Source organism: Streptomyces sp. NP-1717, from assembly GCF_022695985.1.
In the GTDB taxonomy this organism is placed as follows: domain Bacteria; phylum Actinomycetota; class Actinomycetes; order Streptomycetales; family Streptomycetaceae; genus Streptomyces.
Map to the genome: position 1 here is coordinate 17,384 of NZ_JAAPBF010000045.1, position 21,690 is coordinate 39,073.

The 21,690-nt window shown below is 70.0% G+C and carries 23 protein-coding genes; 15 read left to right on the forward strand and 8 right to left on the reverse strand.

Features of this window, described 5'->3' with window-relative positions; genetic code table 11:
• Window positions 1–780 precede the first annotated feature (780 nt).
• Both GXP76_RS12765 and GXP76_RS12770 read left to right on the forward strand, forming a co-directional pair.
• On the forward strand, window positions 781–1,275 hold the full coding sequence (locus GXP76_RS12765; RefSeq protein ID WP_242571618.1) for a helix-turn-helix domain-containing protein: 495 nt from the start codon (window positions 781–783) through the stop codon (window positions 1,273–1,275).
• Window positions 1,268–1,639, forward strand: coding sequence for a DUF4180 domain-containing protein (locus GXP76_RS12770; protein WP_242571619.1), 372 nt, complete (start codon window positions 1,268–1,270; stop codon window positions 1,637–1,639). Before GXP76_RS12765 ends, GXP76_RS12770 begins: the two co-directional genes overlap by 8 nt.
• Window positions 1,640–1,721: 82 nt before the next feature.
• Here the strand turns inward: GXP76_RS12770 and GXP76_RS12775 are convergent, their stop codons facing one another.
• On the reverse strand, window positions 1,722–3,533 hold the full coding sequence (locus tag GXP76_RS12775) for a bifunctional UDP-sugar hydrolase/5'-nucleotidase (protein WP_242571620.1): 1,812 nt from the start codon (window positions 3,531–3,533) through the stop codon (window positions 1,722–1,724).
• A 91-nt stretch (window positions 3,534–3,624) separates the two neighbouring features.
• Between GXP76_RS12775 and GXP76_RS12780 the strand changes: the two genes are divergently transcribed.
• The 8 genes from GXP76_RS12780 (at window position 3,625) to GXP76_RS12815 (ending at window position 11,519) form a co-directional block, all read left to right on the forward strand.
• Window positions 3,625–3,915, forward strand: coding sequence for a DUF1016 N-terminal domain-containing protein (locus GXP76_RS12780; RefSeq protein WP_308354127.1), 291 nt, complete (start codon window positions 3,625–3,627; stop codon window positions 3,913–3,915).
• 203 nt (window positions 3,916–4,118) lie between these two features.
• Window positions 4,119–5,039, forward strand: coding sequence for a mycothiol synthase (gene mshD / locus GXP76_RS12785; RefSeq protein ID WP_242571622.1), 921 nt, complete (start codon window positions 4,119–4,121; stop codon window positions 5,037–5,039).
• 106 nt (window positions 5,040–5,145) lie between these two features.
• Window positions 5,146–5,574: a GntR family transcriptional regulator gene (locus GXP76_RS12790; RefSeq protein WP_242571623.1), complete on the forward strand. Its 429-nt coding sequence runs from the start codon at window positions 5,146–5,148 to the stop codon at window positions 5,572–5,574.
• Window positions 5,571–6,470: an ABC transporter ATP-binding protein gene (locus GXP76_RS12795; protein WP_242571624.1), complete on the forward strand. Its 900-nt coding sequence runs from the start codon at window positions 5,571–5,573 to the stop codon at window positions 6,468–6,470. Before GXP76_RS12790 ends, GXP76_RS12795 begins: the two co-directional genes overlap by 4 nt.
• Window positions 6,467–7,468, forward strand: coding sequence for an ABC transporter permease (locus GXP76_RS12800; RefSeq protein WP_242571625.1), 1,002 nt, complete (start codon window positions 6,467–6,469; stop codon window positions 7,466–7,468). The genes GXP76_RS12795 and GXP76_RS12800 overlap by 4 nt, the downstream gene beginning before the upstream one ends.
• Before the next feature lie 319 nt (window positions 7,469–7,787).
• Window positions 7,788–10,013: an RNA degradosome polyphosphate kinase gene (locus GXP76_RS12805; protein ID WP_242571626.1), complete on the forward strand. Its 2,226-nt coding sequence runs from the start codon at window positions 7,788–7,790 to the stop codon at window positions 10,011–10,013.
• On the forward strand, window positions 9,979–11,073 hold the full coding sequence (locus GXP76_RS12810; protein WP_374360816.1) for a CHAD domain-containing protein: 1,095 nt from the start codon (window positions 9,979–9,981) through the stop codon (window positions 11,071–11,073). The genes GXP76_RS12805 and GXP76_RS12810 overlap by 35 nt, the downstream gene beginning before the upstream one ends.
• On the forward strand, window positions 11,070–11,519 hold the full coding sequence (locus tag GXP76_RS12815) for an NUDIX hydrolase (protein WP_242571627.1): 450 nt from the start codon (window positions 11,070–11,072) through the stop codon (window positions 11,517–11,519). Before GXP76_RS12810 ends, GXP76_RS12815 begins: the two co-directional genes overlap by 4 nt.
• A gap of 15 nt (window positions 11,520–11,534) precedes the next feature.
• Here GXP76_RS12815 and GXP76_RS12820 read toward each other — a convergent pair whose 3' ends face one another.
• The 3 genes from GXP76_RS12820 to GXP76_RS12830 all read right to left on the reverse strand — a co-directional run bounded on the left by GXP76_RS12820 (window position 11,535) and on the right by GXP76_RS12830 (window position 13,608).
• Window positions 11,535–12,092, reverse strand: coding sequence for a hypothetical protein (locus tag GXP76_RS12820; protein WP_242571628.1), 558 nt, complete (start codon window positions 12,090–12,092; stop codon window positions 11,535–11,537).
• 31 nt (window positions 12,093–12,123) lie between these two features.
• Window positions 12,124–12,570, reverse strand: coding sequence for a hypothetical protein (locus tag GXP76_RS12825; RefSeq protein ID WP_242571629.1), 447 nt, complete (start codon window positions 12,568–12,570; stop codon window positions 12,124–12,126).
• Window positions 12,571–12,744: 174 nt separating this feature from the next.
• Entirely contained in the window at window positions 12,745–13,608 is an 864-nt protein-coding gene (locus GXP76_RS12830) for a phosphotransferase family protein (RefSeq protein ID WP_242571630.1), read from the reverse strand.
• A gap of 235 nt (window positions 13,609–13,843) precedes the next feature.
• On the opposite strand from GXP76_RS12830, the gene pstS reads away from it, so the two are divergent.
• The 4 genes from pstS to pstB all read left to right on the forward strand — a co-directional run bounded on the left by pstS (window position 13,844) and on the right by pstB (window position 17,977).
• Entirely contained in the window at window positions 13,844–14,980 is a 1,137-nt protein-coding gene (pstS, locus tag GXP76_RS12835; protein ID WP_242571631.1) for a phosphate ABC transporter substrate-binding protein PstS, read from the forward strand.
• Window positions 14,981–15,077: 97 nt separating this feature from the next.
• On the forward strand, window positions 15,078–16,076 hold the full coding sequence (pstC, locus tag GXP76_RS12840) for a phosphate ABC transporter permease subunit PstC (RefSeq protein ID WP_242571632.1): 999 nt from the start codon (window positions 15,078–15,080) through the stop codon (window positions 16,074–16,076).
• On the forward strand, window positions 16,073–17,146 hold the full coding sequence (gene pstA / locus GXP76_RS12845) for a phosphate ABC transporter permease PstA (protein WP_242571633.1): 1,074 nt from the start codon (window positions 16,073–16,075) through the stop codon (window positions 17,144–17,146). The genes pstC and pstA overlap by 4 nt, the downstream gene beginning before the upstream one ends.
• A 54-nt stretch (window positions 17,147–17,200) precedes the next feature.
• A complete protein-coding gene (gene pstB, locus GXP76_RS12850; protein WP_242571634.1) occupies window positions 17,201–17,977 on the forward strand; it encodes a phosphate ABC transporter ATP-binding protein PstB in 777 nt (258 codons plus the stop codon).
• Between the two features lie 240 nt (window positions 17,978–18,217).
• Here pstB and GXP76_RS12855 read toward each other — a convergent pair whose 3' ends face one another.
• On the reverse strand, window positions 18,218–19,216 hold the full coding sequence (locus GXP76_RS12855; RefSeq protein ID WP_242571635.1) for an inorganic phosphate transporter: 999 nt from the start codon (window positions 19,214–19,216) through the stop codon (window positions 18,218–18,220).
• Between the two features lie 5 nt (window positions 19,217–19,221).
• On the reverse strand, window positions 19,222–19,842 hold the full coding sequence (locus tag GXP76_RS12860; RefSeq protein WP_052582416.1) for a DUF47 domain-containing protein: 621 nt from the start codon (window positions 19,840–19,842) through the stop codon (window positions 19,222–19,224).
• Window positions 19,843–20,053: 211 nt separating this feature from the next.
• Between GXP76_RS12860 and GXP76_RS12865 the strand changes: the two genes are divergently transcribed.
• Complete coding sequence (locus GXP76_RS12865; RefSeq protein ID WP_242571636.1) at window positions 20,054–20,443, forward strand: metal-sensitive transcriptional regulator; 390 nt, start codon at window positions 20,054–20,056, stop codon at window positions 20,441–20,443.
• A gap of 101 nt (window positions 20,444–20,544) precedes the next feature.
• On the opposite strand, the gene GXP76_RS12870 is transcribed toward GXP76_RS12865, so the two are convergent.
• Together GXP76_RS12870 and GXP76_RS12875 are read right to left on the reverse strand one after the other, a co-directional pair.
• Window positions 20,545–20,721 carry a hypothetical protein gene (locus tag GXP76_RS12870; protein WP_242571637.1) on the reverse strand — a complete coding sequence of 59 codons (177 nt, stop codon included), beginning with the start codon at window positions 20,719–20,721 and terminating at the stop codon, window positions 20,545–20,547.
• Between the two features lie 105 nt (window positions 20,722–20,826).
• On the reverse strand, window positions 20,827–21,660 hold the full coding sequence (locus tag GXP76_RS12875) for a hypothetical protein (protein WP_242571638.1): 834 nt from the start codon (window positions 21,658–21,660) through the stop codon (window positions 20,827–20,829).
• Window positions 21,661–21,690 lie beyond the last annotated feature (30 nt).

Sequence of the window (21,690 nt, forward strand, 5' to 3'; positions counted from 1 at the left end):
CGAGCCGCTGACGCGGCTGAGATGAAATGGTGCAACCCGAACCGTGGGCACCGCTTGCCATACGGCGGCGGTCGGCGCGTCCGTCCCCTTCGGAATCGATCGGGCCGGCCCGGCCGGGGCCGGAATGCCCGCACCTCGTGTTGCGGTAAGTGATTCAGTCCGACAGCACGTTCCGAGACGGGACCATAAGGCGCCTCGCGCTTTTCCGGGCGCCGCACGAGCACCGGCGTGTGCGTCCCCTCGCGCCGGGGATCCTCGCGGCTTCGGCACCGGCATACCTGCGGTTCGCACGGGAAAGCGCAGGTCATGTCGCCGGAGCGGATGGTCCTGAGTTCGCGTGGCCGAACCCGTCGTCGTACGACGAAACGATGGTTCAGTCGGTGCGCATACCGGAATTCTGAATTCCGATCGACCGGGCGGGAGCCGCGCCGGCAGGCGCGCCCGTGAGCATGGTGATGGCAACTGCCGACATCACGGATGCGTTTTCCATAAGCCGTCCCCGCACCCCTGCATGAAAATTCCCCCGTGATTGAGCGTGGATTTTCCGTACCGGATGCAAACAATCTTTCGGCGGCTGAGAATCAGCACCGCGGACGTCACAGGCCCGTACGACGGGAACATTAGCCCGGCCCGGTCATCGAGTGTGTCGGTCGTTTGACCCACAAGGAGCGGCCGCCCCGGCGGTGACGGCGTTCAAGCGGACCCCCGCACAGGTCGGCATCACTCCCTATTTTCCTCATTGAGGATCGACAAGGGTAGGTTGAGGTAGTATTCATACCCATGGAGAGCGGAGAGCGTCAGCTGTACTCGGTCGGCGAGGTCGCCGAGCTGCTGGGGCTGCATGTGCGGACCGTGCGGAACTATGTGCGTGACGGGCGGCTGAAAGCCGTACGGATCGGCAAGCAGTACCGCATCAGCCGGGCGGACTTCGAGGCCCTGACCGGTCCCCCGGAGCCGGAGACCGAGGGCTCGGCGGCGGCTGGCGTTCCGCGCGGGCGGCATCTGGAGGTGTCGAGCATCGTGCAGATCGACTCGGTCGGCCCGGACGCCGCGAGCCGGCTGAGCACCTTCGTCACGGCGAGCGCGCAGTCCGCGCGGGGCCAGGCGCACTCCTTGCGCATCCAGACCGTCTACGACCAGGAGCGGGCCCGTATGAAGCTCGTGATCCTCGGCAACGCCGCCGAGACCGCCGACCTGCTGAACCTGATCGACAGTGTGCTCGGGCCGGGCAACGACCTGCTGCCCTCCGAAGGATGGGAGAACGACCGTGCCTGATCTTCTCGTGGAGCACCACGGCGTACAGGTACTGGTCTGCGACGCGGACGGCGCCACGATCGCCACCGAGCAGGACGCGCTCGACCACCTCGTGGGCGCGGCCTTCCAGGGCGCGGAGCTGGTCGCGGTCCCGGCCGGGCGGTTCGACGACCGCTTCTACGACCTCAGCAGCGGTGTCGCCGGCGCGATCCTCCAGAAGCTGGCCAACTACCGGCTCCGGCTGGCCGTCGTCGGCGACATCTCGCACCATCTGCGGACCGGGACCGCGCTGCGGGACCTCGCACGGGAGGCGAACCGGGGCCGGGACATCTGGTTCGTGACCGATCTGGACGAACTCACGGCCCGGCTCGGACCCCGGCCGTAGACGGAGCCGGGGCCTGCGAAAAGACGGAGGGCGGCGGGACGGTGCATCCGTCCCGCCGCCCTCCGTCAGGGAGTACCGGTGACTACTTGACGACCGTGATCCGGTCGGTCGCCGGCGGCGCCAGGGGCGCCGTCGCCGAGGAGTTCGCCGCCAGGTAGGCGTTGAACAGGTCCAGGTCGGACGCGCCGACCAGCTTGTTCGTGCCCTGGCCCAGGACCGGGAAGCCGTCGCCGCCGCCGCCGAGGAACTCGTTCATCGCGACGCGGTACGTCTTCGCCGAGTCCAGCGCCTCGCCGTTCAGCTTGACCGAGTCCGTGACGATCCGGGCGGCGCCCGTCTTCGTCATGTCCAGGGTGTAGGTGAAGCCCTTCGAGACCTGGAGGATCTTCGGGGACGCCTCGTTCGCGCCGCTGACCTGCTGCTGGAGCGCGGTGAGGAGCTGCGCGCCGGTGAGGTCGACGACGTTCATCATGTTGGTGAACGGCTGCACGGTGAACGCCTCGCCGTACGTCACCACACCGTCGCCCTCGCTGCCCGACGCGGCGTACACGAGGTCCGCCCGGATACCGCCCGGGTTCATGAACGCGACCTGCGCGCCGCCCTTGTCGGCCGGGGACAGGCCCGCGAGCTGCGCGTCCGCGATGACGTTGCCGAGCGGCTTCTCCGGCGCGGTGGAGCCGCGGCCGTTGATGTCGGCGGAGATGAAGCCCTGCGGCGCGCCCGCGATCGGCGCGGCGGTCTTGTTCCAGCGCGCGATCAGGTCGGTCATGTCCTGGGCCTTGGCCTGGTTACGGGTGACCACGTGGTTGGCCGACTTCACCTTCGTACGGACGATGTCCTTGGTCCGCAGGTCGTAGGTGAGCGTGGTGTCCGTGTAGACCTTGCCGAACGACGACGCCGAGGTCACCATGCGGTCGTTGCCGGCCGGGTCGGGGACGGTGCACGCGTACGCCTGGTGGGTGTGGCCCGTCACCAGCGCGTCGACCTTGGGCGTGATGCCCTTCGCGATCTCGACGATCGGACCCGAGATGCCGTCACCGGGGCCGGGGCTGTCGCAGTCGTAGTTGTACGAGTCGGAGGCGGGGGCCCCGCCCTCGTGGATCAGCGCGACGATCGACTTGACGCCCTGGCGGTCCAGCTCCTTGGCGTACTTGTTGACGGTCTCGATCTCGTCGTGGAACTTCAGGCCCTTGACGCCCTCGGCGGTGACGATGTTCGGGGTGCCCTCCAGGGTCACGCCGATGAAGCCGACCTTGACGCCGTTCTTCTTCCAGACGGTGTACGGCTTGAGGACCGGCTTGCCGGTCTTCTCGTACGTGGCGTTGGCCGCCAGGTAGGGGAAGTCGGCGCCCTTGAACTTCTTGCCCTTCTCGAAGCAGCCCTCCGTCGGGTGACAGCCGCCCTTCTGAAGGCGGGTCAGCTCGGCGGAGCCCTCGTCGAACTCGTGGTTGCCCACGGCGCTGACGTCGAGGTCGATCTTGTTGAGCGCCTCGACGGTGGGCTCGTCGTGGAACAGCCCGGACAGCAGCGGGCTCGCGCCGACCATGTCACCGGCGGCGGCGGTGATGGAGTACGGGTTGCCCTTGCGCGCGGTGCGCAGCGAGGAGGCCAGGTACTCGACACCACCGGCGGGGACGGCCTTGACGGTGCCGTCGGCCTGGATCTCGTTCACATTGCCCGCGGACCCGGCCGGCGGCTCCAGGTTCCCGTGCAGGTCGTTGAAGGACAGCAGCTGGACATCGACGGTGCGGGGCTTGGGGTGCCCGTGCCCGTGACCATGCCCCTGCGCCCCGGCGGCGGGCGCGGCTGCGGCGAGTGCGCCCAGTGTGGCAAGTCCGGCCACGGCGGCGAGCGCCCGCCGGGCCGCGCGGTTCTTCTGCGGTGTCGCTGACATCGGTCCCCTTGTTGCTTCCGCTTGTAAGTTCCGTGTGAGGAGGAACAGCTGCGAGCGGCAGCCTAGAGTCCACGCGCGTAGAGCAACAGGGGTGTTCTGGTTACGACCTGGTTGCCAATATCCGTCAAGGGGTGGTCTTCGCGTATCACCCGTACGGCGGACAAATCAACGCAGGAACGTCACCGCACGGATCTCCAACCAGCGCGGCTTCAGCCGCAGCAACCTTCACCACATGCGGCGGACGGCCCGTACCTGGCCGGAGTCAATTGGCCAACAAGCTGTTGGCCAATTGCCCTGGGGCCGCATCGTCGTCCTCATGAGCAAGTGCGCCACCTGCTTCGAGCCGGACTTCCACGTCCGGCACGCGGTCCACAACGGCTGATCCCGGAACCGTCCGACGACCGTGATCCGCGAGGAGCCGCACCTCGCCCAGGGAGCCGCGGCCCACAACTTCGACGTGACACCTGCGTCGGGCGGCAGTACCCGATCACCGTGGGCGCCGAAGAGTTCCGGCGGACAACGACCGCCCGTAAATGAGGAATCCCGAATCCGGGCGAACGCGTGGGCGCGCCGTACCCTCGACGCATGACTGATACGGCAGCCCTCGACCCGGGCCGGCAGATCGACACCCTCGACGAGATCACCCCTGAGCAGGCACGGGCCGTACTCGCGCTGCTCGACGACGCGGCCCGTTCCGACGGTGTGCAGGCCGTCTCCGAGCAGGGGCGGCTGCAGTTGCGCGGGGGGCCGAGGGTCGGGGTGCGGCATTTTCTGCTGACCGTCGGCGGGGAGTTGCTGGGGTACGCCCAGCTGGAGGACACCGATCCCGTCGAGGCTCCGGCCGCCGAGCTGGTGGTGCATCCGTCGCAGCGGGGGCGCGGGCACGGGCGGGCGCTGGGGGCCGCGTTGCTCGCCGCGTCCGGGAAGCGGCTGCGGGTGTGGGCGCACGGCGGCAAGTCCGCCGCCCGGCATCTGGCGCAGGTGCTCGGGCTGAGCATGTTCCGTGAACTGCGGCAGTTGCGGCGGCCGCTGGAGCCGCTGGACATCGCCGAGCCGGTCCTGCCCGACGGTGTCACCGTCCGTACCTTCGTACCCGGCGAGGACGACGCCGCCTGGCTCGCCGTCAACGCCGCCGCCTTCGCGCACCACCCGGAGCAGGGCGGACTCACCCAGCGCGATCTCGCCGACCGCGAGGCCGAGCCGTGGTTCGACCCGAAGGGCTTCTTCCTCGCCGAGCGGGACGGCCGGCTCGTGGGCTTCCACTGGACCAAGGTGCACGCCGCCGAACAGCTCGGCGAGGTGTACGTCGTCGGCATCAGCCCCGACGCGCAGGGCGGCGGTCTCGGCAAGGCGCTCACCGCGATCGGCCTGCGGCACCTGGCGTCGCTGGGCCTGCCGACCGCGATGCTCTACGTCGACGCGGACAACACGGCGGCGGTGACGGTGTACGAGCGGCTGGGCTTCGTGACGCACGAGGTGGACCTCATGTATCGGACGGAGTCGTAGGCCCGGCGTCCGGCGCTCGCCAAGCACCCCGAGGGGCGGTGAAGTTGACACCGCCCCTTCTTCATTCCATGCTTTCACTACTTCCCTAGCGAAAGGGTGCTTGCGGGTGATCGAATACCGCATCGACCGGCGCAGCGGTGTCGCCACGTACCTCCAGATCGTCCAGCAGACCAAACAGGCCCTGCGCCTCGGCCTGCTGGAACCCGGCGACAAACTGCCCACGGCACGCGAGGTCGTGGAAGCCACGGCCATCAATCCCAACACCGTCCTCAAGGCCTACCGCGAACTGGAGCGCGAGGGCCTGGCCGAAGGACGCCGCGGACTGGGGACCTTCGTACGCGGCACCCTCGGCGGCGGCGCCGCCGACAGCCCGCTGCGCGCCGAACTCCGCGCCGAACTCGCCGCGTGGGCCGAACGGGCCCGCGCCGGAGGGCTGGAGAAGGACGACCTGACGGCGCTCTTCACCTCCGTCGTCGACGAACGCCCCGACACGCACGTCCCGCACACGAACCGGAAGCAGGGGGAACACTCATGACCGCCGCGGCGATCGAGGCGACCGGCCTCGGCAAGCGCTACCGGAGGAAGGGCCGCTGGGCCCTGCGCGACTGCTCCTTCCGGATCCCGCAGGGCCGTATCTGCGCCCTCGTCGGTCCCAACGGCGCCGGCAAGTCCACCCTGCTCGCCCAGGCGGCTGGACTGCTCCCGGCCACCGAGGGAGGCGTCCGCGTCCTCGGCGAGCACCCGGCGACCGCCCGCGAACGGATCGCGTACGTCGCCCAGGACAAGCCCCTCTACGGGCAGTTGACCATCCGCGACACCCTGCGCATGGGGCAGGAGCTCAACCCCGGCCGCTGGGACCAGGAGGGTGCCGAGCGCATCGTCGCCGGGGGACGGCTCGACCCCGGCGTACGCGTCCGTACACTCTCCGGCGGCCAGCGCACCCGGGTCGCCCTCGCGCTCGCACTGGGCAAGCGGCCCGAACTCATGCTGCTGGACGAGCCGATGGCCGACCTCGACCCGCTCGCCCGCCACCAGCTCATGGGCACACTCATGGCCGAGGCCGCCACGCACGGCACCACCGTCGTGATCTCGTCCCACATCCTCACCGAGCTGGAGGGCACCTGCGACTACCTCCTGCTCCTCGACCGCGGCCGGATCCGCCTCGGCGGCGAGACCGAGGACCTGCTGACCGCGCACCGGCTGGTCACCGGCCCCGTACGCGACCTGGCCCCGCACACGGTCGTGGAGGCCCGCACCACGGGCCGCCAACTCACCGCGCTGATCCGCCCCGACGGACCGGTCGGCACCGACTGGCAGACCTCACCCCCTTCCCTGGAGGAGCTGTTGCTCGCCCATCTGCGCTCCGAGGGCGCCCCCGACCTGCTCACCCCGAGCGCCGAGCACGACGACCGCGCGGCGGTGACGGCATGAGCGCGCTTCTCGAACGGCCACCGGCGCCCGCGCCGGCCCCGCCGGCCCGCACCGGACTGCGCGGCCCGGCCTGGGTCGCGGTACGCCAGCACCGCCCCGCGCTGTGGACGGCGCTGCTCCTGGCGGTGCTGAGCGTCGGCTGCGTGGTGGCGGCCCGCGTCTGGCTCGGCTCGGCGGGGGCGGTGGTGAGCTGCGGCGAGGGGTGTGAGAGAAGTACGGCGGCGAGCGGCTGGTTCCGCTGGGCGGAGAACTACGTCGGGGGCGCCACCGTCCTGCTGGCGCTGCTCGTCGCCGCGTTCACCGCGGGCCCGCTGATCGCCCGTGAGCTGCAAACGGGCATGTACCGGCTGGCGTGGACCCAGTCGGTTTCGCCCGCCCGCTGGCTCGCCGTCCGACTCGTCGGCGTCGCCGCGATCGCCACGGCGGGTGCCGTCCTCCTGGCCGCCACCTTCCGCTGGAGCAGGGCCCGCAGCCAGGAGGACCCGCTCCTGTCCATGGCCCGGTCCTGGAGCGATCGCGAGGTCTACCCCGCCCTCGGGGTGACCGCTGTCGGCTACATCCTGCTGGCGGTCGCCGTCGGCGCGCTCGCGGCCGTGATCCTGCGCCGTACCCTCCTGGCGACGGCCGTCGGCGTGGCCGCCACGGGGGGAGTCTCGCTGTTCTTCGCCTGGGTGCGGCCCTACCTGTGGCCGGTCGTCGAGGCAGAAGGGGGCGCGGAGGTGAACCCCTTCACGGCGTCGTCCGATCCCTGGATCGTACGAGAGGGCGTCGTCCTCGCCGACGGCAGCCGGATGACCTACCAGCAGTGCCTGGACACGGGCTTCTCGAAGTCTCCGTGCGAACCGGGCACCACCCGCACGGCCGTCACACACTTCTACGAGTACCACCCCGAGTCGCATTTCTGGCCCCTCCAGCTCGTCGAGACCGGCATGGTCCTCGCCCTGGCCGCCGCGTGCGTCTTCGCCGCGTTCAAGGTATTGGGGCGGCGGCACGCCTGACCCCCGGGCACAGGCGCCGGGGTCCCGTCCGCGGCAGGTGGGCGGACGGGACCCCGGCCTCTCCGGCCGGACCCCGTCCGTTCATCTGTACGTTCACCTCGCACAACCGTCCCAAGGTCGTGTCCCGCCCGGCCCCCCGACCCCGTGGAGCCCCGCCCCGCTTCCCTGCACGTCATGTCGCCGTTACCGGCCATTCAGACGGGGTTGCGACCCTCTCGGAATGCAGCCCGCTGTGCCCCCCACGCCGAACGGCAGGTTCCGTCTCGCCCCCGCCGGCTCCGACGCGCCTGTCCTGCCTTCGGCGCGGAACAATGGAGGTATGAGCCAGCAGCCTGCCGAGAGCCCGGTCCACCCGCAGCCGTCCGTCGGGTCCATCGCCGCACACCGGCCGCACACGGTCGCCGCCGCGGTCTCCGATCTGGAGCCCGACCTCGACGCCGACCTCGACTCGTACGACCAGGACGGCGACGCGGAGGGCGGCGAGCTGCCCCAGGGCCGCTTCCTCGACCGCGAACGCAGCTGGCTCGCCTTCAACGAACGCGTGCTGGAGCTGGCCGAGGACCCGGCCACCCCGCTACTCGAACGGGCGAACTTCCTCGCCATCTTCGCGTCCAACCTGGACGAGTTCTTCATGGTCCGTGTCGCGGGCCTGAAGCGCCGGATAGCGACCGGCGTCGCCACCCGATCGGCCTCAGGGCTCCAGCCGCGCGAAGTGCTCGACCTGATCTGGACCCGGTCGCGGGAGATCATGGCCCGGCACGCCGCCTGCTTCCAGCAGGACGTCTCCCCCGCGCTCGCCGACGAGGGCATCCACCTGATCCGCTGGGGCGACCTCACGGAGAAGGAGCAGGCACGCCTGTTCACCCTCTTCCGGCAGCAGATCTTCCCCGTCCTGACGCCGCTGGCCGTGGACCCCGCACACCCCTTCCCGTACATCTCGGGCCTCTCCCTCAACCTCGCGGTCGTCGTCCGCAACCCCGTCAGCGGCCACCGGCACTTCGCCCGCGTCAAGGTGCCTCCGCTGCTGACGCGTTTCCTGGAGGCGTCCCCGCAGCGGTACGTCCCCCTGGAGGACGTCATCGCGGCGCACCTGGAGGAGCTGTTCCCCGGCATGGAGGTCCTGGCGCACCACATGTTCCGGGTCACCCGCAACGAGGACCTGGAGGTGGAGGAGGACGACGCGGAGAACCTCCTCAAGGCGCTGGAGAAGGAGCTCATGCGGCGCCGCTTCGGCCCGCCGGTGCGCCTGGAGGTCGAGGAGTCGATCGACCCGTACGTGCTGGACCTGCTGGTCCGTGAGCTGAAGGTCTCCGACGCCGAGGTCTACCCGCTGCCGGGACCGCTGGACCTGACCGGTCTGTTCGGCATAGCCGCCCTCGACCGGCCGGAGCTGAAGTTCCCCAAGTTCATCGCGGGCACGCACCGCGACCTCGCCGAGGTGGAGTCGGCGTCCGCGCCGGACATCTTCGCGGCGCTGCGGGAGCGCGACGTACTGCTGCACCACCCGTACGACTCGTTCTCCACCTCCGTCCAGGCCTTCCTGGAGCAGGCGGCGGGCGACCCCGACGTGCTGGCGATCAAGCAGACGCTGTACCGGACGTCCGGCGACTCCCCGATAGTCGACGCGCTGATCGACGCCGCCGAATCGGGCAAGCAGGTCCTGGTCCTCGTCGAGATCAAGGCCCGCTTCGACGAGCAGGCCAACATCAAGTGGGCGCGCAAGCTCGAAGAGGCCGGCTGCCACGTCGTGTACGGGCTGGTCGGGCTCAAGACGCACTGCAAGCTCTCGCTCGTGGTCCGGCAGGAGGGCGAGACCCTGCGCCGCTACAGCCACGTCGGCACCGGCAACTACCACCCGAAGACGGCCCGGCTGTACGAGGACCTGGGCCTGCTCACGGCCGACCCGCACGTCGGGGCCGACCTCTCCGACCTCTTCAACCGGCTGTCGGGATACTCGCGGCGCGAGACCTACCGGCGGCTGCTCGTCGCACCCAAGTCACTGCGCGACGGACTGATCACCCGCATAAACAAGGAAGCGGCGCACCACCGTTCGGGCCGCCCGGCCTATGTGCGCATCAAGGTCAACTCGATGGTCGACGAAGCGGTCATCGACGCGTGCTACCGCGCGGCGCAGGCGGGCGTGCCCGTGGACATCTGGGTGCGGGGCATCTGCGCCGTACGCCCCGGCGTGCACGGCCTGTCGGAGAACATCAGGGTGCGCTCCGTCCTCGGGCGCTTCCTCGAACACTCGCGGATCTTCGCCTTCGGCAACGGCGGCGAGCCCGAGGTGTGGTTCGGCAGCGCCGACATGATGCACCGCAACCTCGACCGCCGTATCGAGGCCCTGGTACGGGTCACCGACCCGGCGCACCGCGCGTCCATCAGCAGGCTTCTGGAGACCGGCATGGCGGACACCACCGCATCCTGGCATCTGGGCGGCGACGGCAACTGGACCCGGCACTCCGTCGACGCGGACGGGCAGCCGCTCAGGCACGTACAGGAAATGCTCATTGACGCCCGGAGGCGCCGGCGTGCAGCACCATGAAGCAGAGACCGCCGGCTCGGTCGGTACGGCACATCCGGACCGTGCCGACCGTCCCGCCCACCCCGACGACGCCTTCGAGGCGACGGCGGGGCAGGTGCTCGCCGGGTATCTGAACGCCCGCTGCGCGGAGTTCCTGCGCAGTCTGCGGCTGTACGGGGAGAGCGGCTCGGACACCGCGGCGGCGGCGGAGGCCGCGACGGCGCTGCGCTGTTCGGCGCGGCGCATCGGGGGCAGCCTGCACACGTTCCGGGTGCTGCTGGACCCGGCGTGGGCGGACCAGCTCCGTACGGAACTGGGCTGGCTGTCGGGCACGCTCGCGCAGGAGTACGCGTGCACGGCGCGGCTGCACCGGCTGGTGTCGGCGCTGGCGCGGCTGTCGGGGTCGGGGCCGGTGCCGACCGCCCGTAGCGGCGAGGGCTCGGCGGCCGCGGGCGCGCTGACCGTCGGGGCGTCGCGCGCCGGGGCGCTGCTGGAGCGGCAGTTGACGCTCGCGCGCACGCGGTCGCACTCGGCGGCGCTCCAGGCCCTGGGCTCGTCCCGCTTCCACGCGGTGGCCGACGCCGTCGCCGTCCTGGCCTCCGAGGTACCGCTGGCGCCCGTCGCGGGCGCACCCGCCGCCGAGATCCTGGCGGCGCCCCGCGGCGCGGCCGAACGCAGACTGCTCGACGCGGTGTCCGCGCTGCCGCTGACGCGCGCCGCGCACCCGTACAACGCGGAGGCCCTGGTCCACGGGCTGGCCACCCCCTCCGACGGCGAGGCCCAGGACGCCCCGTGGCACCAGGTGCGGCTGCTGCTCAGACTGCACCGGTACGCCCAGGAGGTCCGGCCCGGCGGCGGCCCCCCGGACCCGGTGCTCGCCGAGGCGGGCCGCGCCCTGGACCGCCACCGCGACGCGGCGGAGGCGGCGGCGGCCGCGGCCAACGCGGCCCGCACACCACGGATCGCCCCGGCGACGGCGTACGCGCTCGGCGTGCTGCACGCGGACCAGCGCCTCGAAGTGGAGGCGGCGCGCTACGAGTTCCAGCGGATCTGGCAGCGGACGGCGGTGACCGCGCCATGAGCGGGAGCGCCGGCGCCCGTGCGCGCACGGTCCTGGCGGCGGGCTGCGTGCTCTGGCGGAAGTCGCCCTACTCGGCGGACGGTACGGAGATCTGCCTGGTCCACAGGCCGAAGTACGACGACTGGTCCCATCCGAAAGGCAAGCTGAAGCACGCGGAGGACGCCCTCGCGGGGGCGCTGCGCGAGGTCCTGGAGGAGACGGGTCACCACTGCTCCCCCGGCGCCCGGCTCGGCACGGTCAGCTACCTGGCCAACGGCCGCCCCAAGCAGGTCGTCTACTGGGCGGCCGAGGCGACGGACGGCACCTTCTCGCCGAACGACGAGGTGGACCGCGTCCTCTGGCTTCCCCCGCCCACGGCCCGCACCCGTCTGACCCAGCCCCGCGACCGCCTGCTGATCGACGCACTGCTGGACTCGCTGCCCGCGAGGAGCGCGCCGGAGTCATGACGCGCGCCCCCGCGGTCAGTCCTTGACCTGCTCCACGGACGTCGGACCCAGCTGCTCGGCGCTGGCGTACTCGGGCATCGTCATGGGCTTGTCGAACAGGAAGAACGACTGGTTCGTCCCGACCGTGAACTCGATGTACGCGCCCGTCGTGGCGTCGAAGCCGTAGTAGGCGTTGCACATCGAGCCCGCCGAGTACACGCCGTCCATACCCGGCAGCGCCACGACGACCTTGCCGGTGGACGAGGAGTCGACCCTCTCCGTCGGCGTGAGCATCTCGCAGCGGGCGACCGGCAGGCCCTTCATGACGAAGTACCCGTACTCGCCCTTGGCGTTCTGGATGTAGACGTAGCTCAGCTTGCCCCGCTTGCCCCAGGTCTTCACCCACTGGTTGATGGCCTCGCGGGTCGGCGAGTACTCCATCTTCCCTGCGGGCTGGTTCGCCACGAGCCGGTCGTAGTTGCGCTGCTTGGCCTTGGTCTCCTTGCTCTGGCTGGAGTCGTCGTCGCAGGCGGTCAGGCCGAGCCCCAGGACGAGCGCGGCGGAAGCCGCGCAGATTCGCGTGATCGTCCTCATGGTGTGGTGCCCCCTTTCCCGGGGATGGTCGTCACTTGGCGCAGACGGTGCCGGCGTCATCGGCGTCCAGCCGGTACGGCAGATCGCGGTCGCGGAAGGGCGCGCGGTGCTCCTGGGCGGCCTTCGAGTTGTACTCGTTGACCGACTCGGTCCGCGACGCCGTCAGCGCCATGACGGACTGGTCGATCTGCGCCTTCCGGGCCGCCGAGGCGGATCCCCGCTCCTGCCTGAGCGCCTCGATCGTCCCCTCGGCGTTCTGCGCGGCCTCGCACAGATCGAAGAACTCCTGGTAGGTCGACTGCCGGAAGGCGCCCGACCCGACGGTGTTCTCCCGCTCCTCGGCCGCCCCCCGGAACGGCGCGGTGATCCAGCCCGCGCCCCCGAAGACGAACGTGGCGGTCACACCCAGAACCGCCAGCGCGACGATTCCACCGACGATCCACTTGCCGACACGTACTCCCTCTCGCGCAACCCCCATCACATGCCTTCTTCCACTCGGCCGACGACCCTCACCGGAGCCGGGCCCCGCCGCCCACCCCCGTCGGTTGCGGAGCTTCGGCTCCGGCTTCTTCGAGTGTGAGCGCTCCTCAACGGCCATCCCATAGGAGGAAGTTGGAAGCCGGATGTAATTCAGTCCGCCGCCCGCCAACGGTTACGCGAGGTCCGGCCACGGCCCCGGCGGCGAGGAGGCGAAGAACCGGAGGACGCCGAGCAGCCGCGAGGCGGGAGGCGCCGTCCAGTGGCGCTCGCCCGGCACCGGGGCGGGGGCGCGCAGCCGGGCGAGTGCCCAGGTGAGGTGGTAGCGCAGGACGCGGGCCTCCAGTGCGGCGTACGAGCCGTCGTCCGCGCCCGCGCCGCCGCCTTCCCGGTAGCCGTCGAGCATCGCCGGGACACCCCACAGCGGCGTCTTGGCGAACTCGACCGCCGGGTCCGCCCACATCGCGTCACCCCAGTCGACGATCCCCGCGAGCGCGAGCGGCTCGCGCCCCACGAGCAGGTTCTGCGGAGCGATGTCACCGTGCACCAGGACGTGCGGCAACGCGCCCGGGATCCGCTCCGCGAGGCGGTCGAACCAGCCACGCAGCCAGCGCGCGGCCTCCGCGTCGAGCATGCCGTCCGCCAGCAGCAGGCCGACCAGCCGGTGCGGGGCCCCGGCGTCGGGGTCGTACTCCACCGGAACACCGGCCGGCTCCCCGACGGCCCCGGGCGTCACCCGGTGCAGCCGGGCCAGCTCCCGTCCCACCTCCCGGAAGACGCCCTCCGCGCCCGCGCCGCTCCCGTCGACGCCCGCGAGGTCCACCCCCGGCACCCGCTCCAGCACCATGTACGGCACGTCCGCGTCCGTACGGCTGTCGTCGAAGGTGACGAGCGCCGGCGTACGCACCCCGGCGGCCCGCGCGACCGGAATGACCGCCGCCTCCTTCACCAGGTCGGCGACGAACGCCTCCGTACGCGGAATCCGCAGCACCAGGGCCTGGCCGAGGAGATACGTCCGGTTCGCGACCCCCGACACCATCGGGCGCACTTTCTCGGCGGGCACGCCGTGTCGGGCCCCGATCACGGCCGGAGCCGCACCAGGCTGTCCGTCACGGTTCACCTCCCGTTCACTCCCATCCGTCAGCGGCTTCACCTGATCTGCCTAATTTCGGCCTTACACGGTGACCGGCACACCGCCGGACCCACCACCTCGACGCACGCCGCCGTAGAAGTGCTCATACGCACACAGGCGGCTTCTGGAAGGAACACCCGAAGTGAAGCTTCAGCGCAAGAACCGGCTGCGCGCCACCGCGCTCGGTGCCCTCGCCGTCTCCGGCGCCCTGGTTCTCACGGCGTGCGGCTCGGACGACAACACGGAGAGCACCGGCTCCGGCGACAAGACCGCCGCCGCCGCCTCGAACATCAAGTGTGACGACGCCAAGGGCCAGGTCCTTGCCGCCGGATCGAGTGCCCAGAAGAACGCGATGGACCTCTGGGTCAAGAACTTCCAGCAGGCCTGTGCGGGCGTCGAGATCAACTACCAGCCGATCGGTTCCGGCGGTGGCATCACCAAGTTCACGCAGGGCCAGGTCGCCTTCGCCGGCTCCGACTCCGCGCTGAAGCCCGAGGAAGTCACCGCCTCCGAGAAGATCTGCAAGGGCGGCAAGGGCATCAACCTCCCGATGGTCGGCGGCCCCGTCGCCATCGGCTTCAACGTGCCGGGTGTCGACAGCCTCGTCCTGGACGCCCAGACCCTCGCCAAGATCTTCGACTCGAAGATCAAGAAGTGGGACGACAAGGCGATCGCCGACCTCAACCCCGACGCGAAGCTGCCGGGCACCGCGATCCAGGCGTTCCACCGCTCGGACGAGTCGGGCACGACGCAGAACCTGAACAAGTACCTCAAGGCCGCGGCCCCGGCCGAGTGGAACTACGACGACAGCTCGAAGTCGTGGGAGGCCAAGGGCGGCCAGGCCGCCAGCGGCTCCTCCGGCGTCGCCTCCAGCGTCAAGGACACCGAAGGCGCCATCGGCTACTTCGAGCTCTCCTACGCCACCGCCAGCGACCTGACCACGGTCAAGGTCGACACCGGCGCCGGCGCCCCGGTCGAGGCCACCACGGAGAACGCCTCCAAGGCCATCGCCGCCGCCAAGGTCAAGGGCACCGGCAACGACATGGCGCTGGAGCTCGACTACGCCACCAAGGCCGAGGGTGCCTACCCGATCATCCTGGTGACGTACGAGATCGCCTGCGACAAGGGCAACAAGGCCGAGACCCTGCCCAGCGTCAAGGCGTTCCTCAACTACACCGTCAGCGACGAGGGCCAGAAGGTCCTGAGCGAGGCCGGCTACGCCCCGCTCCCGACCGAGATCGCGGCCAAGGTCCGCGAGATCGTCCCCACCCTGTCCTGACCCCCGGACGTGGCCGGTCCCGCCGAGCGGGACCGGCCACGTCTTCCGGTGCACCGCCGCCAGGAGCCGCGATCCGGCTCCGCAGACCGGAGAAACGATGGATACAGCAGCCGCAACCACCAGCCCCCCACCACCGCCACCGCTCGAGGACCAGGGCACGCCCAAGGGCAAGAAGCAGGCCGGCGACCGGATCTTCCTGGGCCTGTCCCGGGGCTCCGGCATCACCCTGCTGGTCATCATGGCCGCCATCGCCGCGTTCCTGACCTATCGCGCGATGCTCGCGATCTCCAAGGACGAGACGAACTTCCTCACGACCTTCGAATGGAACCCGCAGGGCGACCCGCGGTCCTTCGGTATCGCCGTACTCGCCTTCGGCACCGTGGTCAGCTCGATCATCGCCATGGTGATAGCCGTCCCGGTCGCCATCGGCATCGCGCTCTTCATCTCGCACTTCGCGCCCCGCAGGCTCGCCGCCCCGATCGCCTACCTGGTCGACCTGCTGGCAGCCGTACCGAGCATCATCTACGGCCTGTGGGGCGCCGTCTTCCTCGTCCCGTACCTCGACGGCCTCAACAAGTGGCTGAACGAGTACTTCGCCTGGACGTACATCTTCGAGAAGACGAACGAGGGAATCGCCCGCAACCTGTTCACCGTGGGCATCCTGCTGGCGATCATGATCCTCCCCATCATCACCAACGTCATCCGTGAGGTCTTCCTCCAGTCGCCGAAGATGCACGAGGAGGCCGCACTGGCCCTCGGTGCCACGCGCTGGGAAGTCATCCGGATGTCGGTCCTGCCGTTCGGCCGCTCCGGCATCATCAGCGCCTCGATGCTCGGCCTCGGCCGCGCGCTGGGCGAGACGATGGCCGTCGCGGTCGTCCTGTCGCCGAGCTTCCTCTTCTCGGGCCATCTGCTCGACGCGGGCGGCGGCACCTTCGCGCAGAACATCGCCGCGAAGTTCAACGAGGCCGACGGCTTCGGCCGCGACGCGCTGATCGCCTCCGGTCTGGTCCTCTTCGTCATCACACTGCTGGTCAACGGCGCGGCCCGCGCGATCATCGCCCGCCGCAAGGAGTACTCGGGGGCCAACGCATGAGCCACACGCTTCAGGACAAGCGGCCCGCGGTCGCCGAGCCCCAGGGCTCGCTCTCGCACGCGCGCATGCCGCGCTGGGCCCCCCTGGCCATCGCCGCCGGCTCCCTGGCGCTGGGCTGGCTGATCGGTGAGACGGCCGGACTGGAGAGCGAGGTCCAGTGGGCCCTGCTCGCCGCGCTGATCTTCATCGGCTCCACGTATCTGATCACCGCCAAGGTGGAAGGCGCCCGCCAGGGCAAGAACCAGGTCGCGACCAGCCTCGTCTGGGTCTGCTTCGTCCTGGCCGTCATCCCGCTGCTCTCGCTGGCCTGGACCACCGTCAGCAAGGGCGCCTCGGTCGTCGACGGGTACTTCCTGAGCCACTCGATGAGCGGCCTCCTCGACACGGACGAGGGCGGCGGCATCTACCACGCGCTGCTCGGCACCATCGAGCAGGTCGCCATCGCCGCGGTGATCGCCACGCCGATCGGTCTGCTGACCGCCGTCTACCTCGTCGAGTACGGACGCGGGAAGCTCGCCCGCGCCGTCACCTTCTTCGTGGACGTGATGACCGGCATCCCGTCGATCGTCGCCGGTCTGTTCATCCTGGCGACGTGGAACCTGATGCTCGGCTTCGGCCCCTCCGGATTCGCCGGCGCCCTGGCGCTGTCGATCCTGATGATGCCGGTGATCGTCCGCTCCACCGAGGAGATGCTGAAGCTCGTCCCGAACGAACTGCGCGAAGCCTCGCTGGCGCTCGGCGTGCCCCAGTGGCGCACGATCCTCAAGGTGGTCCTGCCGACCGCGATCGGTGGCATCACCACCGGTGTGATGCTCGCCATCGCGCGCATCACCGGCGAGACCGCGCCCGTGCTGCTGCTCGTCTTCGGTACGAAGCTCATCAACCCGAACCCGTTCGAAGGCGCCCAGTCGTCACTGCCGCTGTACGTGTACGAGCAGTACGCGGTCGGCACCAGCGCCTCGGTCGAGCGCGCCTGGGGCGCGGCACTCGTCCTGATCGCCTTCGTCATGCTCCTCAACCTGGTGGCCCGCGGCATCGCCCGCTGGAAGGCTCCCAAGACCGGCCGCTGAGGCCCCGAAATCCGGCTCCGCCGAGCGGGGTCACGCAGAAAGCAGTGATTGAAGATGGCCAAGCGAATCGACGTCAGCGGCCTGACCGCGTACTACGGCAACCACCGGGCGATCGACGACATCTCCATGACCGTCGAGCCCCGCTCCGTGACGGCCTTCATCGGCCCGTCCGGCTGCGGCAAGTCCACGTTCCTCCGCACCCTCAACCGCATGCACGAGGTCACGCCCGGTGGCCGCGTCGAGGGCAAGGTCCTGCTGGACGACGAGAACCTGTACGGCGCCAACGTCGACCCGGTCGCGGTGCGCCGCACGGTCGGCATGGTCTTCCAGCGGCCCAACCCGTTCCCGACCATGTCGATCTTCGACAACGTCGCGGCCGGCCTGCGGCTCAACGGCAAGTACCGCAAGAACGAGCTGGCGGACGTCGTCGAGAAGTCCCTCAAGGGCGCCAACCTCTGGAACGAGGTCAAGGACCGCCTCAACAAGCCCGGTTCCGGTCTCTCCGGCGGCCAGCAGCAGCGCCTGTGCATCGCCCGCGCGATCGCGGTCCAGCCTGACGTCCTGCTGATGGACGAGCCGTGCTCGGCGCTCGACCCGATCTCCACGCTCGCGATCGAGGACCTGATCGGCCAGCTGAAGGAGCGCTTCACGATCGTCATCGTGACGCACAACATGCAGCAGGCAGCGCGGGTCTCGGACCGTACGGCCTTCTTCAACCTGTCGGCCGTGGGCCAGCCCGGCAAGCTCATCGAGATAGACGACACGGAGCGGATCTTCGCCAACCCGTCCGTGCAGGCGACCGAGGACTACATCTCGGGCCGCTTCGGATAGGCACCGGCGCCCCAAACCGTCCTGCGGTGCTGCATGGCGGTGCCACCGCAAGGCGAAGGGCCCGCCCCCTCTCCCAGGGGGCGGGCCCATTCCTGTGCCGGGGGCCGGGTCTCAGCCGAAGGCAGCCCTCACCGGTCTCAGCCGAACGCCCGGCTCAGCCGAACACCAGGTTCACGATCCAACTGTGCTTCCCCGGGGGACAACCCCCGGACCCCCGGCCGAAGACAGCCCCCACCGGTCTCAACCGAACGCCAGGTTCACGATCCAGAAGCTGACCGCCGCGACGAGCGCCGCCGCGGGCATCGTGATGAACCAGCCCAGGATGATGTTCTTCGCCACACCCCACCGCACCGCGTTCACCCGCTTCGTCGCGCCGACGCCCATGATCGCCGAGGTGATGACGTGCGTCGTCGAGATCGGCGCGTGGAAGATGAACGCGGAGCCGAACATGATCGACGCCCCCGTCGTCTCCGCCGCGAACCCCTGCGGCGGGTCCAGCTCGATGATCTTGCGGCCCAGTGTCCGCATGATGCGCCAGCCGCCCGCGTACGTACCGAGCGAGAGCATCACCGCACAGGCGATCTTCACCCAGATCGGGATCTCGTCGCCCTGCCCCTCGACATCGGCGATGACCAGCGCCATCACCACGATGCCCATCGTCTTCTGCGCGTCCTGGAGTCCGTGTCCGAGCGCCATGCCGGCCGCCGAGACCGTCTGGGCTATCCGGAAACCGCGCTTGGCCTTGTGCGGGTTCGAATGCCGGAACATCCACATGATGCCGACCATCACCAGATAGCCGATGACCAGGCCGACGATCGGCGACAGGAACATCGGGATGACGATCTTCTCCAGCACCCCGGTCCAGATGACCTCGGTCCCGCCGGCGAGCGCCGCGCCCACCATGCCGCCGAAGAGCGCGTGGGAGGAGGACGACGGCAGGCCGTAGTACCAGGTGATCAGGTTCCAGACGATCGCGCCGACGAGCGCGGCGAAGAGGATCCCCATCCCTCGCTGCCCGTGCGGCGTGGCGATCAGCCCTTCACTGACGGTCTTGGCGACCCCTTGGCCGAGAAACGCCCCCGCGAGGTTCATCACGGCAGCCATCGCCAGCGCCGCGCGCGGTGTCAGCGCGCGCGTTGACACCGATGTCGCGATGGCGTTCGCGGAGTCGTGGAAGCCGTTGGTGTACGTGAAGCCGAGCGCGACTCCGATGGTCACGATCAGGGCAAAGGTGTCCACGTGGTTCAGGACTCCTTGACCGCGATCGTCTCCACCGTGTTCGCGACGTGCTCGAACGCGTCGGCGGCCTCCTCGAGCACATCCACGATCTGCTTGAGCTTCAGGACTTCCATGGCGTCGTACTTACCGTTGAAGAGCTGGGCGAGCAGTTTGCGGTGGATCTGGTCGGCCTGGTTCTCCAGGCGGTTGACCTCGATCCAGTACTCGGTGAGGTTGTCCATCGTGCGCAGGTGCGGCATCGCCTCGGCGGTCAGTTCCGCCGCCCGCGCCAGCACCTCGATCTGCTGCTCGACGCCCTTGGGCAGTTCCTCGACCTGGTAGAGGACGACCAGGTCGACGGCCTCCTCCATGAAGTCCATGATGTCGTCGAGCGACGAGGCGAGGTTGTAGATGTCCTCGCGGTCGAACGGCGTGATGAAGGAGGAGTTCAGCTGGTGGAAGATCGCGTGCGTGGCATCGTCCCCCGCGTGCTCCGCCGCGCGCATCCGTTCCGCGATCTCGGCTCTGGCGGAGGAGTCCGCTCCGAGCAGTTCCATGAGGAGCTTGGAGCCCGTGACGATGTTGTCCGCTGACGCGGCGAACATGTCGTAGAAGCTCGTCTCCCTGGGGGTCAGACGAAAGCGCACGGGGGATCCTCGGTTTACATCGGATTCGGTCAGGCTGATGCTAAGCGCATCATCCGGCCACGGCTAACCGGCGTCATTCAGTGTGCTGCATAGGACACGACGATCATGACGTGCCCCTGCCCCTACGCGCGCGACTGGGTATCATATACCTACCTGGGGTATTTACCGCCCTTTCGGACATCTCTCACGTACACCCCACCAGGAGGACGCCATGACGACCACCGAGGCGGCCGGCGCGGCGACCGGCGACGCGACCTCCGGCCCGGCCACGACCGCCACCGCCGTCGGCGAGGAGATCGTCACCGATCACGACCGCGGTGTGCACGGCTACCACAAGCAGAAGGACGAGCACCTCAAGCGGCTGCGCCGGATCGAGGGCCAGATCCGCGGACTCCAGCGGCTCGTCGACGAGGACGTCTACTGCATCGACATACTCACGCAGGTCTCGGCCTCCACCAAGGCGCTCCAGTCCTTCGCGCTCCAGCTGCTGGAGGAGCATCTGCGGCACTGCGTCGCGGACGCGGCGGTCAAGGGCGGCGACGAGATCGACGACAAGGTGCAGGAAGCCACGAAGGCGATCGCGCGCCTGCTGCGTACCTGAGGGGCGGGCTCACGGAGCGCGCCACGCCGCACCACGCCGCACCGCGCCGCACCGCGCTCCGGTCCTGTCTGCGGCTCCGGCCTCCTGCTCCGGCCCGCGGCTCAACGGCAGGACGATCTCTCGCCGCGCTCCACGCCCACCTTCAGCACTTCGTCGATACGGGCCGGGCTGAGCCGCTCACCGTCCGCGGCCGACGCCGCGATCATCAGCTCTCCGCAGAGTTCGATCTCGGCGAGGGCCACGTGGTCCTGGACGGTCGGCGTGCGCAACAGACCCACGTGCGTTCACCTCTTCCTGCCGGTGTCGTCTTCCTGGCGGTGTCGACTGCCGGCTTCCTAGGGTAGGGAGGGTGAGACGTGGCGCGCATGGCACGTCCGGACCATTTACACCTTGATCTTCCCGGTGAAGATCTGGTCCTTCGGGGGGAGCCGCACCCCGACGGCGACCCCGAACTCGTACAGCAGCGTGGTGGAGGCGACGGCGACCGTACGCCCCTGATTCGGGTAGCTGAACTGGTGCCTGACCTTGCGGAGCCGCCCCGCCTCGTCGAGATAGGCGTCGAACGGCACGACGTCGTCCGCGAACCCCTTCGCCGCCGCGGCCAGCGCCTCGCGCGCGTACGGCGCCGCCTGCTTCGCCGCCCGCTCGATGTCGGTGACCCCCCGGTAGTGCGAGACGCGGACGCCGGCCAGCTCCTGCTCCCCGAGGAAGACCACGTCCTTCGCCGCGCGCAGCAGTTCGGCGGCGGTCAGCGGATCGGTCGCGCCGCCGGTGACCAGATTGCCGTCGTCGAGGGTGGTCGAGTCGAGCATGACCCACTTGTCCTCGGGCACCCCGGCGCCCCGGTTCTTCATGTACAGGGTCGAGGGGGCCAGCAGTTCCGCGATCGGCCGGTGCTCGTCCGTGCCGGCCGGGTCCTTCGGCAGCACGACCGAGAGCCGCCCCATCCGCTTGCGGAAGTCGTAACCGCCCTCGCCCCTGATGGTGACGCGCGTCCCGCCGGTCGCCATCACCAGCGAGGTCCGGGTCTTGGAGCTGCCCGCCTCGGCCAGGACGTCCGCCGCTCCGCGGACCGCGGCCGGATCGCCGAGGGGCCGGTCGTCGGCCGCGGCGCCCTCGCTCCCGGAACAACCGGTGCTCGTGGCCACCACGCCCGCCGCCGTCACGGCGGCGGCGACGATCGCCACGCCCCTGCTTCTGTGTTGCCGCGCCACCATCGCCTGCCAACCCCCAACGCCCTACCGTTG